Origin of the sequence: Minwuia sp. IMCC3060, from assembly GCF_029909435.1 — a bacterium.
In the GTDB taxonomy this organism is placed as follows: Bacteria; Pseudomonadota; Alphaproteobacteria; order Minwuiales; family Minwuiaceae; genus Minwuia.
The window spans coordinates 930,017-948,606 of record NZ_CP123782.1; the positions used below are offsets into that span (position 1 = coordinate 930,017).

General features: G+C 64.1%; 19 protein-coding genes. 9 read left to right on the plus strand and 10 right to left on the minus strand.

Features of this window, described 5'->3' with window-relative positions; translation table 11 throughout:
* Positions 1-171 precede the first annotated feature (171 nt).
* Together QGV54_RS04330 and QGV54_RS04335 are read left to right on the plus strand one after the other, a co-directional pair.
* Positions 172-786, plus strand: a complete 615-nt coding sequence (locus QGV54_RS04330; protein WP_281018077.1) for a 2-hydroxychromene-2-carboxylate isomerase — start codon at positions 172-174, stop codon at positions 784-786.
* A complete protein-coding gene (locus QGV54_RS04335) occupies positions 783-2,006 on the plus strand; it encodes an MFS transporter (protein ID WP_281018076.1) in 1,224 nt (407 codons plus the stop codon). The genes QGV54_RS04330 and QGV54_RS04335 overlap by 4 nt, the downstream gene beginning before the upstream one ends.
* Before the next feature lie 8 nt (positions 2,007-2,014).
* Here the strand turns inward: QGV54_RS04335 and QGV54_RS04340 are convergent, their stop codons facing one another.
* The 9 genes from QGV54_RS04340 to QGV54_RS04380 form a co-directional block, all read right to left on the minus strand.
* Positions 2,015-3,355, minus strand: a complete 1,341-nt coding sequence (locus tag QGV54_RS04340; RefSeq protein WP_281018075.1) for a peptidoglycan DD-metalloendopeptidase family protein — start codon at positions 3,353-3,355, stop codon at positions 2,015-2,017.
* 40 nt (positions 3,356-3,395) lie between these two features.
* The gene (gene ptsN, locus QGV54_RS04345; protein ID WP_281018074.1) at positions 3,396-3,860 is read right to left on the minus strand and encodes a PTS IIA-like nitrogen regulatory protein PtsN; all 465 of its coding nucleotides are present in this window, start codon (positions 3,858-3,860) and stop codon (positions 3,396-3,398) included.
* A gap of 60 nt (positions 3,861-3,920) precedes the next feature.
* Positions 3,921-4,511 carry a ribosome-associated translation inhibitor RaiA gene (gene raiA / locus QGV54_RS04350; protein WP_281018073.1) on the minus strand — a complete coding sequence of 197 codons (591 nt, stop codon included), beginning with the start codon at positions 4,509-4,511 and terminating at the stop codon, positions 3,921-3,923.
* A gap of 144 nt (positions 4,512-4,655) precedes the next feature.
* On the minus strand, positions 4,656-6,221 hold the full coding sequence (gene rpoN / locus QGV54_RS04355) for an RNA polymerase factor sigma-54 (protein WP_281018072.1): 1,566 nt from the start codon (positions 6,219-6,221) through the stop codon (positions 4,656-4,658).
* Between the two features lie 10 nt (positions 6,222-6,231).
* Positions 6,232-7,017: an LPS export ABC transporter ATP-binding protein gene (lptB, locus tag QGV54_RS04360; protein ID WP_281018071.1), complete on the minus strand. Its 786-nt coding sequence runs from the start codon at positions 7,015-7,017 to the stop codon at positions 6,232-6,234.
* Entirely contained in the window at positions 7,014-7,541 is a 528-nt protein-coding gene (locus tag QGV54_RS04365) for an LptA/OstA family protein (RefSeq protein WP_281018070.1), read from the minus strand. Before QGV54_RS04365 ends, lptB begins: the two co-directional genes overlap by 4 nt.
* Positions 7,542-7,558: 17 nt before the next feature.
* Positions 7,559-8,230, minus strand: a complete 672-nt coding sequence (gene lptC, locus QGV54_RS04370; protein WP_281018069.1) for an LPS export ABC transporter periplasmic protein LptC — start codon at positions 8,228-8,230, stop codon at positions 7,559-7,561.
* Positions 8,227-9,225, minus strand: coding sequence for a KpsF/GutQ family sugar-phosphate isomerase (locus QGV54_RS04375; RefSeq protein ID WP_281018068.1), 999 nt, complete (start codon positions 9,223-9,225; stop codon positions 8,227-8,229). Before QGV54_RS04375 ends, lptC begins: the two co-directional genes overlap by 4 nt.
* A gap of 177 nt (positions 9,226-9,402) precedes the next feature.
* Positions 9,403-10,017, minus strand: a complete 615-nt coding sequence (locus QGV54_RS04380; RefSeq protein ID WP_281018067.1) for a ribonuclease H-like domain-containing protein — start codon at positions 10,015-10,017, stop codon at positions 9,403-9,405.
* Positions 10,018-10,186: 169 nt separating this feature from the next.
* Here QGV54_RS04380 and QGV54_RS04385 point away from each other — a divergent pair, with 169 nt between their 5' ends.
* The 7 genes from QGV54_RS04385 (at position 10,187) to QGV54_RS04415 (ending at position 17,551) form a co-directional block, all read left to right on the plus strand.
* Entirely contained in the window at positions 10,187-11,149 is a 963-nt protein-coding gene (locus tag QGV54_RS04385) for a complex I NDUFA9 subunit family protein (protein ID WP_281018066.1), read from the plus strand.
* Positions 11,150-11,166: 17 nt separating this feature from the next.
* The gene (gene rfbC / locus QGV54_RS04390; protein ID WP_281018065.1) at positions 11,167-11,715 is read left to right on the plus strand and encodes a dTDP-4-dehydrorhamnose 3,5-epimerase; all 549 of its coding nucleotides are present in this window, start codon (positions 11,167-11,169) and stop codon (positions 11,713-11,715) included.
* Positions 11,716-11,718: 3 nt separating this feature from the next.
* A complete protein-coding gene (gene rfbB, locus QGV54_RS04395) occupies positions 11,719-12,759 on the plus strand; it encodes a dTDP-glucose 4,6-dehydratase (RefSeq protein WP_281018064.1) in 1,041 nt (346 codons plus the stop codon).
* Positions 12,756-13,649, plus strand: coding sequence for a dTDP-4-dehydrorhamnose reductase (gene rfbD / locus QGV54_RS04400; RefSeq protein WP_281018063.1), 894 nt, complete (start codon positions 12,756-12,758; stop codon positions 13,647-13,649). The genes rfbB and rfbD overlap by 4 nt, the downstream gene beginning before the upstream one ends.
* Positions 13,646-14,527, plus strand: coding sequence for a glucose-1-phosphate thymidylyltransferase RfbA (rfbA, locus tag QGV54_RS04405; protein WP_281018062.1), 882 nt, complete (start codon positions 13,646-13,648; stop codon positions 14,525-14,527). Before rfbD ends, rfbA begins: the two co-directional genes overlap by 4 nt.
* 1 nt (position 14,528) lies before the next feature.
* On the plus strand, positions 14,529-15,290 hold the full coding sequence (locus tag QGV54_RS04410) for an N-acyl homoserine lactonase family protein (RefSeq protein WP_281018061.1): 762 nt from the start codon (positions 14,529-14,531) through the stop codon (positions 15,288-15,290).
* 116 nt (positions 15,291-15,406) lie between these two features.
* The gene (locus tag QGV54_RS04415; protein WP_281018060.1) at positions 15,407-17,551 is read left to right on the plus strand and encodes a PAS domain-containing sensor histidine kinase; all 2,145 of its coding nucleotides are present in this window, start codon (positions 15,407-15,409) and stop codon (positions 17,549-17,551) included.
* Positions 17,552-17,573: 22 nt separating this feature from the next.
* On the opposite strand, the gene msrP is transcribed toward QGV54_RS04415, so the two are convergent.
* On the minus strand, positions 17,574-18,548 hold the full coding sequence (gene msrP, locus QGV54_RS04420; RefSeq protein WP_281018059.1) for a protein-methionine-sulfoxide reductase catalytic subunit MsrP: 975 nt from the start codon (positions 18,546-18,548) through the stop codon (positions 17,574-17,576).
* Positions 18,549-18,590 lie beyond the last annotated feature (42 nt).

An 18,590-nucleotide genomic window follows, 5' to 3' on the forward strand; every position in this document is an offset into this window, starting at 1 on the left:
GGCGAATGCGGCAATTTCCAGACGAACGCGGCATCGGAATGTGTCTTTGCGACAGGTTTGCCCCTGCCATGCGGCGAAGCATCATTGACGCACGCTGGCGCGAGGGGTGAAGCTGCGCGGCAGGATGAACGTGAACGTCAAGTTCACGAGCGACCGGTGGGGGAGGTAGCCATGCCTGCGGCAGAGTTTCATTTCGATTTCGGCAGTCCCAACGCCTATCTGGCGCACTGCGTGCTTCCCGGGATAACGGAACGCACGGGGGTGCCGATTGTCCATGTGCCGGTACTGCTGGGTGGCCTGTTCAAGCTCACCGGCAACAAGTCGCCGATGGAATGGAACAAGGGCGTGCGGAACAAGAGCGAGTACGGGCAGCTTGAGATGCAGCGTTTCATCCGCCGCCATGCCCTCGACCGCTTCACGATGAACCCGCATTTTCCGGTAAACACGGTGGCCATCATGCGGGGCGCACTGGTGGCGCAACGCGATGGTTTCGGGCCGGCCTACATCGACGCGGTATTCCGTGCGATGTGGGAGGACGGGCAGAAGATGGATGACCCGTCGGTGATGGTCGCCGCCCTGGACAAGGCCGGTCTCGATGGCGCTGCAATTGCTGCCGCCACCCAGGAACAGTCGATCAAGGACAAGCTGATGGAGAACACCAGCGCATCGGCCGATCGCGGAAATTTCGGCAGTCCGACCTTCTTCGCCGGTTCCGAGATGTACTTCGGCAAGGACCGGCTGCCGGATTTCGAGGAAGAGATTGTGCGGCAGCGTGATGCTGCGTGAGTGATCCGGCCCGCCCGACCTACCAGCGACGCCCGGCGACCGCGCTTGGCGCGACCCTGGGGCTGCAGATCGTTGCGGCGGCCATGTTCAGCGCAACCGCAGTCGTTGCACCCGCACTGCCACCCGGACTGGGCCTGGACGAATCCGGGCTGGGCATCTTCGGTGCCCTGACCTTTGCCGGTGCCATGTTCGGCACCTCCGTCGCGGCCTTCCTGCTGACCCGCCATGGCCCGGTGCGGCTGATCCAGGCCGGTGTGCTGCTGTCCAGTCTGGCGCTTGCGGTGCTGTTTGCGGGGGTGCCCGCGCTGGCGCTGCTGGCCGCTGTCTTCATCGGTATCGGATACGGCCCGAATGCGCCCGGCGGTTCGTATCTGCTGTCACGGCACACGCATCCGGCCCGGCGCAGCCTGATCTTCTCCATCAAGCAGTCCGGTGTACCGGCAGGTGGTGCGCTAGTCGGTGTCCTGATCCCGCTGGTCGAGGCGGAACACGGCTGGCAGGCCGCCCTGTCGGTCATCATCGGGATCGGGTTCCTGACCGCTGTCGTGGCGCAGCCCTGGCGTTCGCGTCTGGACCTGGATGTCATCGCCGGTGCCCCCGCCCGCGCCCCGATGCGTCTGGCCGATCTGGTCCCGATTGCCGTGGTCCGCGGTCACCCGATGCTGGTCCGCATCGCCCTGATGTCCTTCACCTATGGTGCCGGTCAGATGATCCTGGGAACCTTTCTGGTGATCTTCCTGACCGAGCGGGCGGCCATGTCGCTGGTCGCGGCAGGTGCGGCCTTCTCCGCCATGCAGATCAGCAGTTTCACCGTGCGCATGATCGCGGGATGGCTCAATGACCGGCTGGGACAGTCGCGCCTCATACTGGCCAGCTTCGGCATCGTCACGGCGGTGTCGGTCACGGTGCTGGCGACGGTCGATGCGGGGACACCCTATTGGCTGGTGCTGGTACTGGCCGTCTTCTGCGGCGCCGGGGCCGCCGGATGGAACGGCGTCTATCTGGCGGAGGTCGCGCGACAGGTGCCGGAGGCGCAGATCGCGTCCGCCACCGCGGCGACGGTCTTCTTCACCTATTTCGGGCTGGTCGTGGGGCCGGCCGCATTCAGCCTGCTGCTGGCGTTCAGCGGTTACGCCCTGGCCTTTGGCTGTCTGGCGGTGCTGGTCCTGATCGGCGGGCTGATCATCCTGGTGCCGCCGCGGGCAGCCTCACCTGCCTGAACCGGTTCTCAGCGCAGGGTGACGGAAATCTCGCGCCGGTCATGCAGTCTGCCATCGCGGACCATCCGCACCTCGGCGCGATAGATGCCGGGCTGAAATCCGCCAGGCGGTGTGCGACGACCGCCAAAGGCGAAGTACTGCGCCTGATCCTTCGGATGCGGATTGAGGGTCTGGGCGAAGACGCGATTGCCGTCGGGTGCGGTAATGCCGATGCTCATGACATCACCCTCTTGAATGCCGAAGACAATGTACCAGGCCACCAGCGCCTGCCCGTTGCGGTCGAGCGTTGTGGCGGAACTGTCGCCGCTCTCCGCCTCCTCCTTTGTCAGTTGCCGGTCGATCATCCCGAGATCGAGAATGCCGCCAGCCTGATAGGTGATCTGCTGCCCGCCTGCCGTGTCCCAGAGCGGACGGTAATCACCACCGCAGGCCACCTGCGGATCAACGCCGCGGAAGGGATCGATCTTCTGGCCGTCCTTGCGCACGCTGAGGTGCACGTGGGGAAACTGTGCCTTGCCCGACATGCCGATCAGCCCAAGCCGGTCACCCGCGCGCACGATCTGGCCCTTGCCGACGGAGACGGATCCCTTCTGCAGGTGGCAGTATTGGGTTTCCCAGCCATTCTCGTGCGTCAGCACAACGGCATTGCCGCACTCACGGCCATCGACAGCGCCTGCCGGCAGGGTCGTCACGTTCACGTCCGCCATGCCATCGCGCAACGCGCGCACCACGCCGTCCCGTGCCGCAACGACCGGAATGCCGTCGCGCATGGCCTTCAGGTTGGGGACACGGAAATCGGTGCCACTGTGGTTCTGGTAGCTCAGATGGCCGCACGTGAAGTCCTGTGCCCCGGGGCCGGGATCAACGTCCATATACTGCTGGATGAAACAGTCCTTGCCGAGCGTACAGTCCACGGGACTGCCCAGACTGAAGGAGTCCGGCTGTGCGGACTGCCGCGCCGGCTCCAGCTTCGGTTGCTGTTCCCGAACCACCGGTTTCGGCGGCGCGGGGCGTTCCGCGAACTGGGCCACGGTCTGGCGGGGTGTCTCGGCGGGTGACGGAGGTGCCGTCTGCACAGGCGCGGGCGCGGGCGAGGTGGTCCGGGCGGGCGTAACGGTCCCGACCGGTCGCGCAGGTGCCGCAGGCTCCGGCCCTGTGCGCAGCGGCATGGCGGCGGCGGGGGCGGAAGTATCGGGCGGCGGGCTGGCGGAGGTATTGTCGGGTGCCGCCTGCGGTGTGGCCGCCAGGGGAACGGCTGCTGGATCATCGTGGCTGAAACGGTCGATGAACATCAGGACCGTGGCAGTCAGCAGGACGGCGATAATCGCGACGAGACCCCAGCGCAGCATCAGCAGGTTCCCCTGTCAGTTGGGCCGGTCACGGAACCGGTCAGGCCGCCTCCGACGCCGAACCTGTGGTCAGAAGCGCGAAGAGGGCGTCATCACTGCGCGCGCCGCGAAGCTTGTCACGCGTGTCCCGGTCACGCAGCAGGCGTGAGATCCGCGACAGGGCCTTCAGGTGATCGGCGCCTGCGGACTGTGGTGCCAGCAGCAGGAACACGAGATCGACGGGGCGGCCGTCCAGCGAGTCGAAATCGACCGGCTGCTTCAGCAGGGCAAACACCCCGCTCAGGCCGTTCAGATCGGCGATCCGGCCATGTGGAATGGCCACGCCCTCACCAACACCGGTGCTGCCCAGCCGTTCCCGTTCCAGCAGCACATCGAAGACCACACGTTCGTGCAGTCCCACCTGTGCCGCGGCGATCCGGGCCAGTTCCTGCAACACCTGCTTCTTGCTTCCGGCCTTCAGGCCGAAGACAACGGATGCCGGGTTCAGGAGGTCATGAATTTCCACTACTGCACCTGTTTCGTTTCTTGGTCCGGATTGCAGACCGCCCCTTCCAGGGGGTGCGGATCAGGCCTTGGCCGGATCAATCCAGCCGATATGTCCATCGCTACGGCGATAGACGACATTCAGTCGGTCGTTGCCCAGGTTCCTGAACATCAGTGCCGACTGGTTCGCAAGGTCCAGCCGCATCACCGCATCACTGACCGTACAGGAGGGCACGGTGGCCGTCGTCTCGGCGATGATGACGGGATGCGCGTCGGCACCTCCAGTCTCCAGATCATCGGTCTCGGTCTCGTTGTCGTCGCTGGCGAGGGTGTAGTCCTGCGCCATCAGATTGGCAAGACCATCCTGCTTCTGTCGGGCGTGATGGTCCTTCAGGCGACGCTTGTAGCGGCGCAACTGCTTCTCGATCCGCTCCGCGGCCAGATCGAAGGCGCCGTGCGCGTCGCTGTCGCTGCCCTGGCTCTTCAGAAAGATGTCGTGCCCGATATGGACGGCACAATCAGCCTGTATCATCTGGCCGTTGCGGGAAAAGGTGATGGAACCGTCGATGCCATCGCCGAAATACTTGCCTACCGCATCCACGATCCGTTCTTCCGCGCGCTGCCTCAGCGCGTCACCCAGATCGATCTGCTTGCCTTCAATGGTGATTTTCATGATGCCTCTTCTGTACCGCCCTACCGACGCCCCGAAACCCGGCGGTGCTGCAAAGCGGCGCGGACCATAGGTAGGCCCCCAAACCGAGTCAACCCGCTGAAATCCGGTCCCGTCGGGACAACCCGCGACCGGAGCCGAAGCCGCTCAACGGGCCATCGACATTTGCAGCCGTTTCTGCCGTCGCCTTTGCACTGACGACGGAATACGCAGGGCTTCGCGGTATTTTGCGACCGTCCGGCGGGCAATGTCGATTCCTTCTTCCTTGAGGATTTCGACGATGCGGTCATCGGAGAGGATCTTCCTGGGGTCTTCCTCCCCGATCAGGTCCCGGATCCGCATGCGCACGGATTCGGCGGAATGCGAATCTCCCCCCCGGTTCGACGGGATCGCGGCAGTGAAGAAGTACTTCATCTCGAAGATGCCGCGCGGGGTGCCGATGTACTTGTTGGCGGTGACGCGGCTGACGGTGCTTTCGTGCATGCCGATGGCGTCGGCGATGGTCTTCAGGTTCAGCGGACGCAGGTACTGCACCCCCAGGGCGAAGAACCCGTCCTGCTGGCGAACCAGTTCCGTTGCCACCTTCATGATCGTGTTGGCCCGCTGGTCCAGCGACTTCACCAGCCAGTTGGCCGTGTTGAGGCACTCGCTCAGATAGGTCTTGTCCTCGGCCTTCTTGGTGGTGCGGCTGACTTCGGCGCAATAGCGGTTGTTGACCAGCACGCGGGGCAGGGTCTCGCTGTTCAGCTCGATCGACCAGCCGCCATCCGGCTTCTGGCGCAGCAGCACATCGGGCACGGCTGTCTGCGAATCATCATGGTCGAAACTGCTGCCCGGACGCGGATCCAGTCGGCGGATCTCGCTGACCATTTCGGCCAGATCCTCCTCATCGACCTCGCATTCCCGCATCAGCGCCGGATAGTCCTGACGCCCGAGCAGTTCCAGCCGGGCGACCAGTTTCGCCATCGCGGGGTCATAGCGATCCTGCTCGATCAACTGCAGTGCCAGGCACTCCGACAGGTTGCGCGCGCCGATACCGGTGGGCTCGAAGCCCTGCACGACCTGAAGCATGTCTTCCACCAGCGTGCTCTCGCAGCCCAGGCGTTCCGCCATCTCGTCGATGTCTTCCCGGAAATAGCCGTCCGGGTCGATGGAATCGATGATCGCCGAGCCCACCATCCGCTGAATATCGTCATTCACGGCGAGGCCAAGCTGGGTCATCAGCGATTCCCGCATGCTGACTTCCTCGCCCAGGGTATTCTCCAGGCTCAGGTCCATATCCTCGAAGCGCGACGAGCCGCCGCCGCCCATCTGGCCCAGACTGCCGCCGGTATCCCCGGAATCACCGCCCGTACCGGAGGTTTCGCCCATGCGGTCGGCGGCACTGTCCTCGCCACTGATACTCTCGCGATCCGCATCGAATGCCTGTTCGGCCTCCGCGCCACCGCCGTTCTCGGCCGTGATCGAGATTTCCGCGACCGGCTCGTCACCAAATCCGTCGTCGCTGGTTTCGGCGCGGGCTTCAGGTTCCGGCTGATCGGGCCGGTCATCCCTCTCCCGTTCCTCCAGCAGCGGATTGCGCTCCAGCTCCTGCTCGACGAAGGAGGTCAGTTCGATGTTGTTCAGTTGCAGCAGCTTGATGGCCTGCTGCAACTGCGGAGTCATGACCAGATTCTGGCTTTGCCGAAGCTCCAGACGGGGTCCGATGGCCATGCTGCGCGCCCTACATCCGGAAACGGTCGCCGAGATACACCCGGCGCACGTCATCATGGTTCACGATATCGTCGGGCGAACCCTCCATCAGCACCCGACCGTCATGCAGGATGTAGGCGCGGTCGATCAGGTCCAGGGTCTCGCGGACATTGTGGTCGGTGATCAGCACGCCCAGTCCGCGATCCTTCAGATGAAAGACCAGATCGCGAATCTCTCCGACCGCGATGGGGTCGATGCCTGCCAGTGGCTCGTCCAGCAGCATGAAGGACGGGCGGCTCGCCAGCGCGCGCGCGATCTCGACGCGTCGCCGCTCGCCACCGGAAAGCGCCATGGCGGAGGCGCGCCGCAGGTGGGTCAGGGAGAATTCGGCCAGCAGATCCTCCAGCATCTGCTCCCGCATCTCCCGCTCGCTCTCGGTAACTTCCAGCACGGCGCGGATGTTCCGCTCGACGGTCATGCCCCGGAAGATGGAGGCTTCCTGCGGCAGATAGCCGACACCCAGTCGGGCGCGCCGGTACATCGGCAGGCTGGTGATATCGTGGCCATCCAGCATGATCTGGCCGAAGTCCGCCTTGATCAGCCCGGTGATGATGTAGAAACAGGTCGTCTTGCCCGCACCGTTGGGGCCAAGCAGGCCCACCGCCTCCCCACGCTGCACCGACAGCGAGACATCGCGCAGCACGGGGCGCTTCTTGTAGCGCTTGCCGAGCTTCCGCGCCGAGAGGCCGGTATTCTCGTGCACCAGGCGCGGTGTCGCGCCTTCCGCCGTTTCGGTCATGTCGGTCACGTCCGTCATTCAGTGGCATCCGAGCGCTGGGGCTGGAAAATGCCCTTCACCCGTCCCGTTCCCGGTGCCCCATCCAGACGCGTGACCCCCGTTTCCAGATTCATGACCAGCCGCTGTCCGGCAAGCACGTTGCGGTTCTGGAACAGGCGCACACCGCCCTCCAGCACGATGGTGGCGCTGTCGATGTCATAGACGCCCTGATCGCCGGTGGCGCTTTCCTTCTCCGTCGAGACGCGGACATTGCCCCGGGCCTCCAGACGGGAGATACGCCCGCCGACCGCGGCACCTTCACTGTCTGCGCCACCTTCGCGGTAGCTGACGTGAAGCTCGTCGGTCTTCAGGTTCATGCGGCCCTGCTGCGCATCGACATTGCCGATGAAGACAGCCAGTTGCTTGTCCCGATAGACCTCCAGATTGTCCGCCTGGATCTCGATCGGGGCGTTCGGATCGCCGCCCAGCCCCTGCTGCGCACTGACGGGCGAGAGCATGGCGAGGGTCAGCAGCACGGTCGCGATGATGCCCGGAAGCCGCATTTTCGTTGTCCAATCCATCAGAGGCCCCCGGAACCGGTTTCGACCACCAGCTTGACACCACCCCTGAAGCGGATGGTCTGGCCGTTGCCTGCGACCTCGAAGCGGTCCGCAGTGATGCGCCCGTAGGGGCCGTGGCCGGTCACGGGGTCACCGCCCGTGATGCGACCCTGTGCCAGTTCGAACGTCGCATTGGTGCTGTGCAGTTCGTTGCCGCTGTCCGTGAACAGCGCCACATCGCCATTCAGTACCAGTCGCTGTGCCTCCCGGTCGTAGTTCCCGTTCAGGGCCGAAAGGGAGAACCAGGCGCCGTCATCGGTGGTGGTGTCGCCGGAGATATTGGTCAGATGCACCAGTTCCGGTGACTCGGCATCCTGAACCACCTCATCGGCAGTGATGTTGAAGGCATGGGCTCCGCCGCTGATGAACCGGGCATTCGACATGGTCGAGGTCGGTGCGCCTACATCGACATCGGCGAAGTCGATGGGCAGGTCGCCGCTGCGTTCCGTGAACTGCGGCCAGGCCAGCAGGGCAACGACCAGCAGGGCTGAAACGCCGAGCAGCGCGAACTTCATCCGATTGACCAGCGGATTGCGGCGTGCCTGCCCGGTCGAGATGCGGTCCGAACGGGGCCGCGCGTTCCAGCGCCGGCCAATATCCTTCGCGGTCTCCGGGGTGTCGCTGACGTTCATGCGACACCTGCACGGAGACAGTCGTGAATGTGCAGCAGCCCGACAGGGCGCTGGTCGTCATCCAGCACGAACAGGCTCGTCACCTTGTTCTCGTGCATGATGCCGACTCCTTCGGACGCCAGCGCCGCGGCGCGGATTGTCCGCGGGTGGCGGGTCATGGCGTCATCCACCGAGCGGTTCAGCAGGTCCGGGCGCTTCATGCCACGTCGCAGGTCCCCGTCGGTGATGATCCCGGCCAGGCGTCCGTCCGCATCGGTGATCGCGATGCAGCCGAGGCTCTTCGCCGTCATCTCGATCAGGGCATCGGACATCAGGGTGCCGCTGGGGGCAACCGGCAGTTCCGCGCCCTTGTGCATGATGTCGGCAACGGTCACGAGGCGGCGGCCGAGCTTGCCGCCCGGGTGCAGCCGTCCGAAGTCCCGTGCCGTGAAGTTCCGCCGTTCCAGCAGGGCCACGGCCAGTGCGTCGCCAAGTGCCAGCATCATGGTCGTGGATGTTGTCGGTGCCAGCACATGCGGGCAGGCCTCAGCCGCGTCGGGGGTCAGCAGGCAGACGTCGGCGGCGGACCCAAGCGTGGATGGCATGCGGCCGACCATGGCGATCACGGGCACCATGTTGCGGCGCGCGAACTCGACGATATCCCCGAGCTCGTTGGTCTCGCCGGAGTTGCTCAGCCCGATCAGGGCATCCTTCTCCGTGATCATCCCCAGGTCGCCGTGACTGGCCTCGCCCGGATGCACGAAATAGGCAGGCGTCCCGGTGGAGGCCATGGTTGCCGCGATCTTGCGCGCGACATGACCGCTCTTGCCCATCCCCGTCAGGATGACCCGGCCCTGGACCTTCAGCAGGCAGTCAACCGCAGCGACGAAACTGTCGTCGAGACCGGCGGCAAGGGCCATCAGCGCCTTCGCCTCCATCTCGATCACCTGTCGTCCCGTCGCGATGTCATCGCCGGTCCCGGTATCGCCTGCCACTGCTCGGGCTTCGTCAGCCATGGGTCGTCAGGGCCTCGCCTGTCTGGTTTCAGTATGGTGCCCGTGGATCAACGGGTCATTCGCGACAAGATTCATGCCAATATGAGTGAAGTGCCGCGACCACGCAACATCAGAGCACGCATTTGTGCAGAAAGCCTTTACGGCACAAGGCAGAATCCCGAATCCGGCCGTTGCCGATCAGGAGTGGGCGAAGATGTCCGTCTCCGGCCAGCCGACCAGATCCAGTTCAGCGCGCATCGGCAGGAAGTCGAAGCAGGCCTGGGCCATGTGGGTCCGCCCCTCCCGCGCAATGCGGACATCCAGCTCTGCCCGCAGACGGTGCAGATACAGCACGTCGGACGCCGCATAGGCCATCTGGGCGTCCGTCAATTCGTCCGCACCCCAGTCGGATGACTGCTGCTGCTTGGAGATGTCCACATCCAGCAACTCCCTGCACAGGTCGCGCAGGCTGTGGCGGTCCGTGTAGGTCCGGCAGAGGCGGCTGGCGATCTTGGTGCAATAGACCGGGCTGGTCTTCGCCCCCAGGCCGTGGCGCAGGGCTGCAATGTCGAAACGCGCGAAGTGGAACAGCTTCAGGACCGAAGTATCCTCCAGCATCCGCACGAGATTGGGGGCGGGCGCGCCGCCGGGGCGGATCTGGACCAGATGCGCGTCACCATCGCCGGCCGAGAGCTGCACCAGGCAGAGCCGGTCCCGGTGCGGGTTCAGGCCCATGGTCTCGGTATCGATGGCCACGGCCGGACCAAGATCGACGGCGTCCGGCAGGTCATCGCGGTGAAAGTGGATGGTCATAGATGCGGGCTCCATTCAGGCGTCTGCGTTTCGCATATCACAGGGCAGGTTGGCCCACCAACCGTGACGTCGCGACGTATCGCATCGTTGCCATCTGCGCGGCGGCACGATAGAGCAGTGCGACAGGGTCGGGGCAGGTGATCCCCGACGGATCGGGAGGTCTTTTCGGATGCAGGGCATGCACGTTACGGTCTTCGGTGGGTCCGGTTTCATCGGTCGTCATCTGGTGCGCCGCCTGGCGCGTGCCGGCGCAATCGTCACGGTCGCCGTCCGCGACCCGGAAGCCGCGATTTTCCTGAAGCCGATGGGAGATGTCGGACAGGTCACACCGCTGTACGCCAATATCCGCAAGCCTGCTTCCGTGGCCAGGGCAATCGAAGGTGCGGACGCCGTCGTGAATCTGGTCGGCGTGCTGCACCAGTCGGATCAGTCCTTCTCGGCCACACATGCCGTCGGCGCACGCAATGTGGCGCAGGCGGTCGCGGCGGCGGGCATCACCCGTTTCATCCAGCTCTCCGCAATCGGTGCCGATGCCGCGTCTGGTGCGCTCTATGCCCGGACCAAGGCGGCAGGCGAGGCAGCCGTGCGGGAGAGCGTTCCGACAGCAACGATCCTGCGTCCCTCCGTGGTGTTCGGGCCGGAAGACGACCTGATGAACCGTTTCGGTGCCATGTCCCGCATCGCCCCGGCCCTGCCGCTGGTCGGCGGTGGACACACGAAGTTCCAGCCGGTCTTTGTCGGTGACGTCGCCGACGCGATCATGGCAGCGCTGGTGCGTGAGGATGCGCAGGGCAGGACCTTCGAGCTTGGCGGACCTCGGGTCATGACATTCCGCGAGATCCTTGAGTTCGTGCTGCGTCAGACCGGGCGCAAGGCGCTGTTGCTGCCGATCCCGTTCGAGGTCGCGAAGATCATGGGCGCCGTGCTCCAGTTCCTGCCGGCACCGCCGCTGACCCTGGATCATGTGCGCCTGCTGCAGGAAGACAATGTGGTCGATGAGGGCCAGCCAGGTTTCGCGGACCTCGGCATCACCGATCTGGAAACCGTCGAGGCCATCGTGCCCGCCTACCTTGCCCGTTTCCGCAAGCCTGGCCGGGAGCCCGTTGCGACGGCCGACCGGGTCATGGACTGACTGCTCCGGTCGGACCCATGCGGATCGAGCCAACGGCAATTCCTGATGTATTGCAGCTTTGGCCTGTCCGGCACGGCGATGACCGCGGTTTCTTCTCCGAGACCTGGAACGCCGGGACGCTTTCGGCACAGGGCCACGACTGGAGCTTCGTGCAGGACAACCATGTCCGCAATGGCGCGCGCGGTACCTTGCGCGGTCTTCACCTGCAATTGCCACCGACTGCACAGGGCAAGCTGATCCGTTGTCTGCGCGGGTCGATCCTGGATGTGGCGGTCGATGTGCGCCGGGGGTCACCGACGTTCGGTCGCCATGTCGCGGTGGAGCTGTCGGAAGCCGCCTGGAACCAGCTTTGGGTGCCGAAAGGCTTCGCGCATGGTTACTGCACCCTGACCGACGGGGCCGAGGTGATCTACAAGGTGACCGCACCCTACGACCCCTCCGCGGAGCGGGGCATTGCCTTCGATGACCCGGCACTGGGGATCGACTGGCCCGTGGACAGGCAGTCCGCACGGGTTTCGGAGAAGGATCTGGTGCTGCCGACACTCGCTGAATTCGGAGGGGTCTGAGCCATGCGTATCCTGGTTACCGGCGGGTGTGGTTTCATCGGTTCGGCGCTTGTCCGGCGGCTGGTGCCGGATGGTGTCGACGTGCTCAATGTCGACTGCCTGACCTACGCCGGACGGCCCGAGAACGTCGAGGATGTGGCTGCGGCGGCGAACTACCGCTTTCTGCAGGCGGATATCTGCGACATGCCTGCGATGGTAGCGGCCTTCGCGGAGTTCCGGCCCGATGCAGTGATGCATCTTGCTGCCGAAAGTCATGTGGACCGGTCGATCGACGGTCCCTCCGCCTTCATCCGCACCAACGTGACCGGGACCGGCGTGATGCTGGAGGCGGCCCTGGGCTACTGGCGCGACCTGCCCGATGACCGGCGGGAGAGCTTCCGCTTCCTGCATGTATCGACGGACGAGGTCTATGGCAGCCTGGCCGACGGTGCCTGGTTCCGGGAAGGCGATGCCTACAGCCCGAACTCCCCCTATGCCGCATCGAAGGCCGGGTCCGACCATCTGGTCCGGGCGTTCGGTGTCACCTATGGCCTGCCGGTGCTGGTGACCAATTGCGGCAACAACTACGGGCCGTTCCAGTTCCCGGAGAAGCTGATCCCCCTGATGATCCTGAATGCGCTGGATGGTCGCCCCCTGCCGGTCTACGGCAAGGGCGACAATGTGCGGGACTGGATTCACGTGGATGATCATGTGGCCGCCCTGCTGGCGGTCCTGGCGCGCGGGCGCACGGGGGAGACCTATCTGGTCGGCGCGCGGGGGGAGCAGCAGAACCTGGATGTGGTGCGCCATCTCTGCGCGCGGCTCGATGCGCTGGTCCCGGACTCCCCGCATGTGCCGCATATCGGCCTGGTGACGCGGGTCAAGGACAGGCCGGGCCACGACCAGCGCTATGCCATCGACCCGTCGCGGATGGAGCAGGAGATCGGCTGGAAACCAAGGATGACGTTTGACGCCGGCCTGGAGGACACGATCCGCTGGTACATGGACCGGCGCGACTGGCTGGCGCGGGTACACGACCGGGGCAGGCTGGGCGGACAGTCGTGAGCATCCTGATCCTCGGTGCCGGTGGTCAGGTCGGCGCGGCCCTGCGCTGGCGAGCCATGGCCCGCGGCCAGAGCGTCATTGGCCTGAAGCACGACGAGCTTGATATCACGGTTGCGGATGCGGTGCGCAGGACGGTCGCGGACATCCGTCCCTCGATCGTCATCAATTGCGCGGCCCATACGGCGGTCGACCAGGCGGAGGCGGAGCCGGAGCGTGCCATGGCCATCAACGGCGAAGGGGCCGGCAATGTCGCCCTTTCCTGTGCACTGGCTTCCGTGCCCCTGATCCATCTGTCCACAGACTATGTCTTTGACGGCAGCAAGACCGGAGCCTACCGGGAGGATGATCCCGTCGTCCCGGCAACCGTCTATGGACGCAGCAAGCTTGCGGGGGAGAAGGCGGTCTTCGACGCCTGGGGCAAGCACGTCATCCTGCGGACATCCTGGGTATTCGGTGCGATGGGTAGCAATTTCGTCAAGACCATGCTGCGACTGGCCGCCTCCGGTCAGACACCGCTGAGAGTTGTCGATGACCAGATCGGCGGCCCCACACCGGCCGATGCCATCGCCGACGCTTGCCTGGACATCAGTGAGCACGCCCGGCGTTCCGATATCGTGCCCTGGGGGACATATCATTTCGCGGGCGCGCCGACGGTGAGCTGGCACGGCTTCGCGCGCGCGATCCTGTCCCACTACCCAGAGCTCGAGATCGAGCCCTGTACCACGGATGCCTTTCCGCGCCCGGCCCCGCGTCCGGCCAATTCGGTACTCGACTGCGGTCGCATTCGCGCCGCCTTCGGTATCGAACAGCCTGACTGGACGATCCATCTGGCTCGACTCTTGCGCGAGCTGGGGGAAGCACCAGTGGAAACCGGGGGAGATGTGTCATGAAGGGAATCGTGCTGGCCGGAGGTGCCGGAACAAGACTGCACCCGATGACCAGGGTCGTGTCGAAGCAGTTGCTGCCGGTCTATGACAAGCCGATGATCTATTATCCGCTGGCGACGCTGATGCTGGCCGATATCCGGGAGATCCTGCTGATCTCGACACCGGAGGATCTGCCGCGGTTCGAGCAGTTGCTGGGTGATGGCCGGGACTGGGGACTGAGCATCACCTACGCGGAACAGTCGGCGCCAAGGGGGATCGCAGAGGCCCTGATCATCGCCGAGGATTTCGTGGCGGGGGATCGCTGCGCCCTGGTTCTGGGCGACAACATCTTCTATGGCCGGGGCTTCTCCGGCATGTTGCGCGAAGCAGCCCTGTTCGAGGACGGGGCGGTGGTCTTTGCCTATCAGGTCGTGGATCCGGAACGATATGGCGTGGTCAGCTTCGATGCGGACCGGCGCGCCATCGACATTGTCGAGAAGCCGAAGGATCCGCCGTCCTCCTTCGCGGTCACGGGACTCTATTTCTACGACAGCCATGCTGCCGACGTGGCCCGGTCCATTGTGCCCTCGGGGCGTGGCGAACTGGAGATCACGGACGTGAACCGGCACTACCTCCAGCGCGGCAAGCTGCGTGTCGAGACCCTGGGACGTGGCTTTGCCTGGCTGGATACCGGCACCCCTGTCAGCCTTCTGGAGGCCACCGAGTTCATTCATGCGGTGGAGAAGCGCCAGGGACTGAAGATCTCGGCACCGGAAGAAATCGCCTGGCGAAGGGGCTGGATAGGAGACGAAGCCCTGCGTAGGCTGGCTGAAGCCATGAAAGGCAACGACTACGGCAGCTATCTGACGCGGTTGCTGGCGCATGACCACCGGGGAGGGTGACATGACGATCCGTCTGTATGCGATGACCTGCGGCTGGCTCGAGATGAGCCTGAAGGCGATGCTGGCAGGGGCGGAAGGGCGAATTCGTGTACCTGTTCCCTGCTATCTGATCGAGCATCCCAAGGGACGGGTGCTGTTCGACAGTGGTCTGAATCTTCAGGTCCAGACCGACCCGTTCGCCCGGTTGGGGAAGATCGCGACCTACTATGGAATCACCTTCGAGAAGGACACGGACATCGCCGCGCGGCTGAACGCGATGGGGATTGGTGTCGAAGACATCGACTATCTGGTGAATTCCCACCTGCATTTCGATCACGCAGGTGGCAATGACGCCCTGCCTGACTGCCGGATGGTGGTTCAGCGCCGGGAATGGGACGCGGCGAATGATCCCGACATGGCAGCCAGGATCGGGTTCATGAAGCAGGACTTTGATCACGGGCATGACCTGGTGCTGCCCGATGGGGAGCATGACATCTTCGGTGACGGTTCCGTGGTCTGCATCCCGACCTATGGCCATACGCCCGGGCATCAGTCGCTGAAGGTCCGGTTGCCCGATGGCGATGTGGTTCTGACCGGTGACGCCTGCTATCTGCGCCGCACACTGGAGGAAATGCGTCTGCCCATGATCCTCCACGATGCGGAGGAGATGCGTCAGAGCCTGCAGAAACTGAAGGAACTACAGAGGCGTGGCGCACGCATCTTCTACGGTCATGACCCCGAGTTCTGGGCCGGTGTGCCGCAGGCCCCCGCGCAGATCCAATGACCTGAAATGCGCGAAGGGGCGGCAACCATCATTCATGAAGTGTTAGCTGTCCGCCGGTATTTGGGTGATACATGAGCGATGCGCACGCTATCCAACCGGACCCTTCGGGGCCGTGCATGAAGGATCAGACTCTCATCGAGGCCTTTGTTCGCCTCGGTGTGCCTGTTGCCGTGACTCAGGCATCATCCGACGGAAAACCGGAAGTGGTGGCCACCAGCAAGGCCTTTGACGGTCTCGTGCCCGCTGCTGCCACCGCCATCGGGGTGCTGGGAGATCTGGATGATCTCGGTCCGCGCGCCCTTGCTGCCGTTTCGGGCTGGACGGTCAGCGGGTCACGGCTTCCGGGCGGTGCCGTGCTCTGGCAATGCGTGGAGGAAGTGGGAGCCGACGACGTCGAGAAGGCGATCGCGCAGATGCTTTCCGGTGCTTTGGCGGAGAACCTCGGCATCATCTATTTCGGCCCTGACAGACGCGCCAAGTGCTGGTCGCCGGGCATGCATTCATTCTTTCCGGACTCGGATGTCTTTCCCATACCCAATGGAACCATCGAGGAGCAGATCGAGACGATTCTGTCGCATGACATGATCCCGGGCGCACAGGGTAACGAGGACACGGTGCGGCAGAACCTGCTCAATGGCTATGACAAGCCACAGAAACCGCTTGTGGACATGACCGCGTCCGGTCTCTGGTCAATATCCGTCACCTGCATCCTGCCGAACGGCGGACGGTTGCATGTCATGGGGGATGTCTCTGACGTCAAGCGGCGTGAGGAACAGCTCAAGACCTACATGTCCAACGTCGATGGCATCCTGTTCTGCAGACGGCGCCAGGGCAGTGACCGGGTCCAGGTCTGGGGGCGGCGCGCACGCCGACTGAGCAGTGGCGTGGAAGGCAATTTCCAGCGCATCAGGGCCGAGGACTGGTTTCATACCTTCGACCCTGAATTCCGCCAGCCCTACATCGACACGATGGTCAGGCACAGGAAGACGCTTGAACCCTACACCTTTGAATTCGGCGCAACGGATCCGAAGAGCGGGCACCATATGTGGATTCGCGAGGAAGGCTGGACCACCGAGGACCGCTTCGGTGTGATCTACCATGACAGCGTGCTGATCGACATTACGGAACAAAGGGAAGCGCTGGCCCGCCACGAGGAGAGCGAGGAACGCTTTCGCGCCTTTGCCGAGCTGGCGTCCGACTGGTACTTCGAGATCGATGCGGACATGTGCGTCACCTATGTTTCCGAACGCTATGAGGAATTGTTCGGGGTCAGTCGCGAGACCATTGTGGGACACAACTGGTTCGAAATCGTCAGGGCAGACGATCCGCATCTTGATCAGCAGGCTGCCCTTGCCTGGACGCGGATGCGGGAGCTCTGGGACGAACGGAAACCGGTCGAGCGGATCCACACGCCAGTCGGATCCCGCGGCGCCCGACGCTTCGTGGAGATCTCGTCCGCGCCGGTCTTCGGGCCGGATGGCACCTTCAATGGCTATCGCGGCGTTGGCCGCGACATCACGGAGATGGAGGAAGCGCGCGAACAGACCATCGAAGCACTGCGGCACGCGGAGGAAGCGAGCCGCGCCAAGTCCGCGTTCGTCGCCAACATGAGCCACGAATTGCGCACGCCGCTGAATGCGATCATCGGTTTCTCGACCGTCATGAAGGGTGAGCTTCTCGGTCCGATGCAGAATGAGCGCTACCTGGGCTATGTCAGTGACATCGCGGCGAGTGGCGAACATCTGCTCAGTCTGGTGAACGATGTCCTCGACATCTCGCGGGTAGAAGCCAACAAGATGGATATCAAGCCCGAGCCGATCGAACTGGAAGCCGAGATGCAGGGACTGGTGGAGCTGTTCCGTGACCGGCTCGACGAACGCGATTTCCGTCTGGTGCCGGGTGATCCCGGTAGTCTCCGTGCGGACCGGCGGGCCTTGCGGCAGATGGTCATGAACCTCATGTCGAATGCCATCAAGTTCACCGACAGGGGCGACACGATCTCTCTGGAATTCGGCAGGACCGGTTCAGGCGAGACCTTCATCTCGGTTCAGGACAGCGGTTGCGGCATCCGGGAAGATGAACTTGCCAAGGTGCTGGAACCCTTTGGCCGCGCCGGGGACGTCGATGTGACACCCGGCACCGGACTCGGGTTGCCCCTGACCAAGCAGCTGGCCGAACTGCACGGCGGGCGCCTCGAACTGGCGAGCGCCTTTGGCAAGGGAACCACCGTCAGCATCATCTTTCCCGACAACGCGGGCTGATGCCGACGGCGGCAGAAGACGCCTACATGTAGAGGGCGCGCTGGTCTTCCATGCCCTTGTAGAGGTCGGCGACGAACTCGCCATAGCCGTTGAACAACTGGGTCGGCACACGCTTGCCACCGGTTCCGATCACCTCTTCGGTGGCCTGGCTCCAGCGGGGGTGTTTGACCTTCGGGTTCACATTGGCCCAGAAGCCGTATTCCCGCGCATTGATCTCTTCCCAGAAACTTGTCGGCTGTTCATCGGTGAAGGTGATGCGGACAATCGACTTGATGGACTTGAAGCCGTATTTCCAGGGCAGGGCCAGACGCAGCGGCGCGCCCATCTGCTTCGGCAGCGGCTTGCCGTAGGCCCCTGTCACCAGGAACGGCAGTTCGTTGCGGGCCTCCGCCAGGGTCACTGCCTCGACATAGGGCCACGGATACCAGCGCTGGCGCTGGCCACTGGCGATTTCCTTGTCCAGGAAGGTCTCGAAGCGGACATAGCGGGCATTGCCGGTCGGCTCGGCCAGGTCGACCAGCTTCTGCAGCGGAAAGCCGCTCCAGGGCGCGACCATCGACCAGGCCTCGACACAACGGTGACGGTAGACCCGCTCCTCCACCCCCAGACGGCGGATCAGCGCGTCAACGTCCCAGGTCTTGGCCTCCTTCACCATGCCGTCGATGGTGACGGTCCACGGACGCACCTTCAGATCCTGCGCGTCGCGGTAGATCCGCTTGTGCGAGCCGAATTCGTAGAAGTTGTTGTAGGTCAGGTTGACGTCTTCGTCGGTGATGTCGCGCTCCACCCGGTACCGCAGGTTCGGTGCCGCCGGATACATGTCCGCGGTGGGGATCAGTTCGTCCTCCGCCTGTGCCTGGCCGGACAGGCCCAGCGCCGACAGACCTATGGCACCAAGGCCCATGCCCTTCAGCAGGGCGCGGCGATTGAGGAACACGCTCTCCGGCGTTGCGGCGCTTTCGGGAAGCTCCCAGCCACGTCTGTTGCGAATGAGCATGCCTGATCTCCTGCGGAATTGGATATGCAACCAATAAGGCAA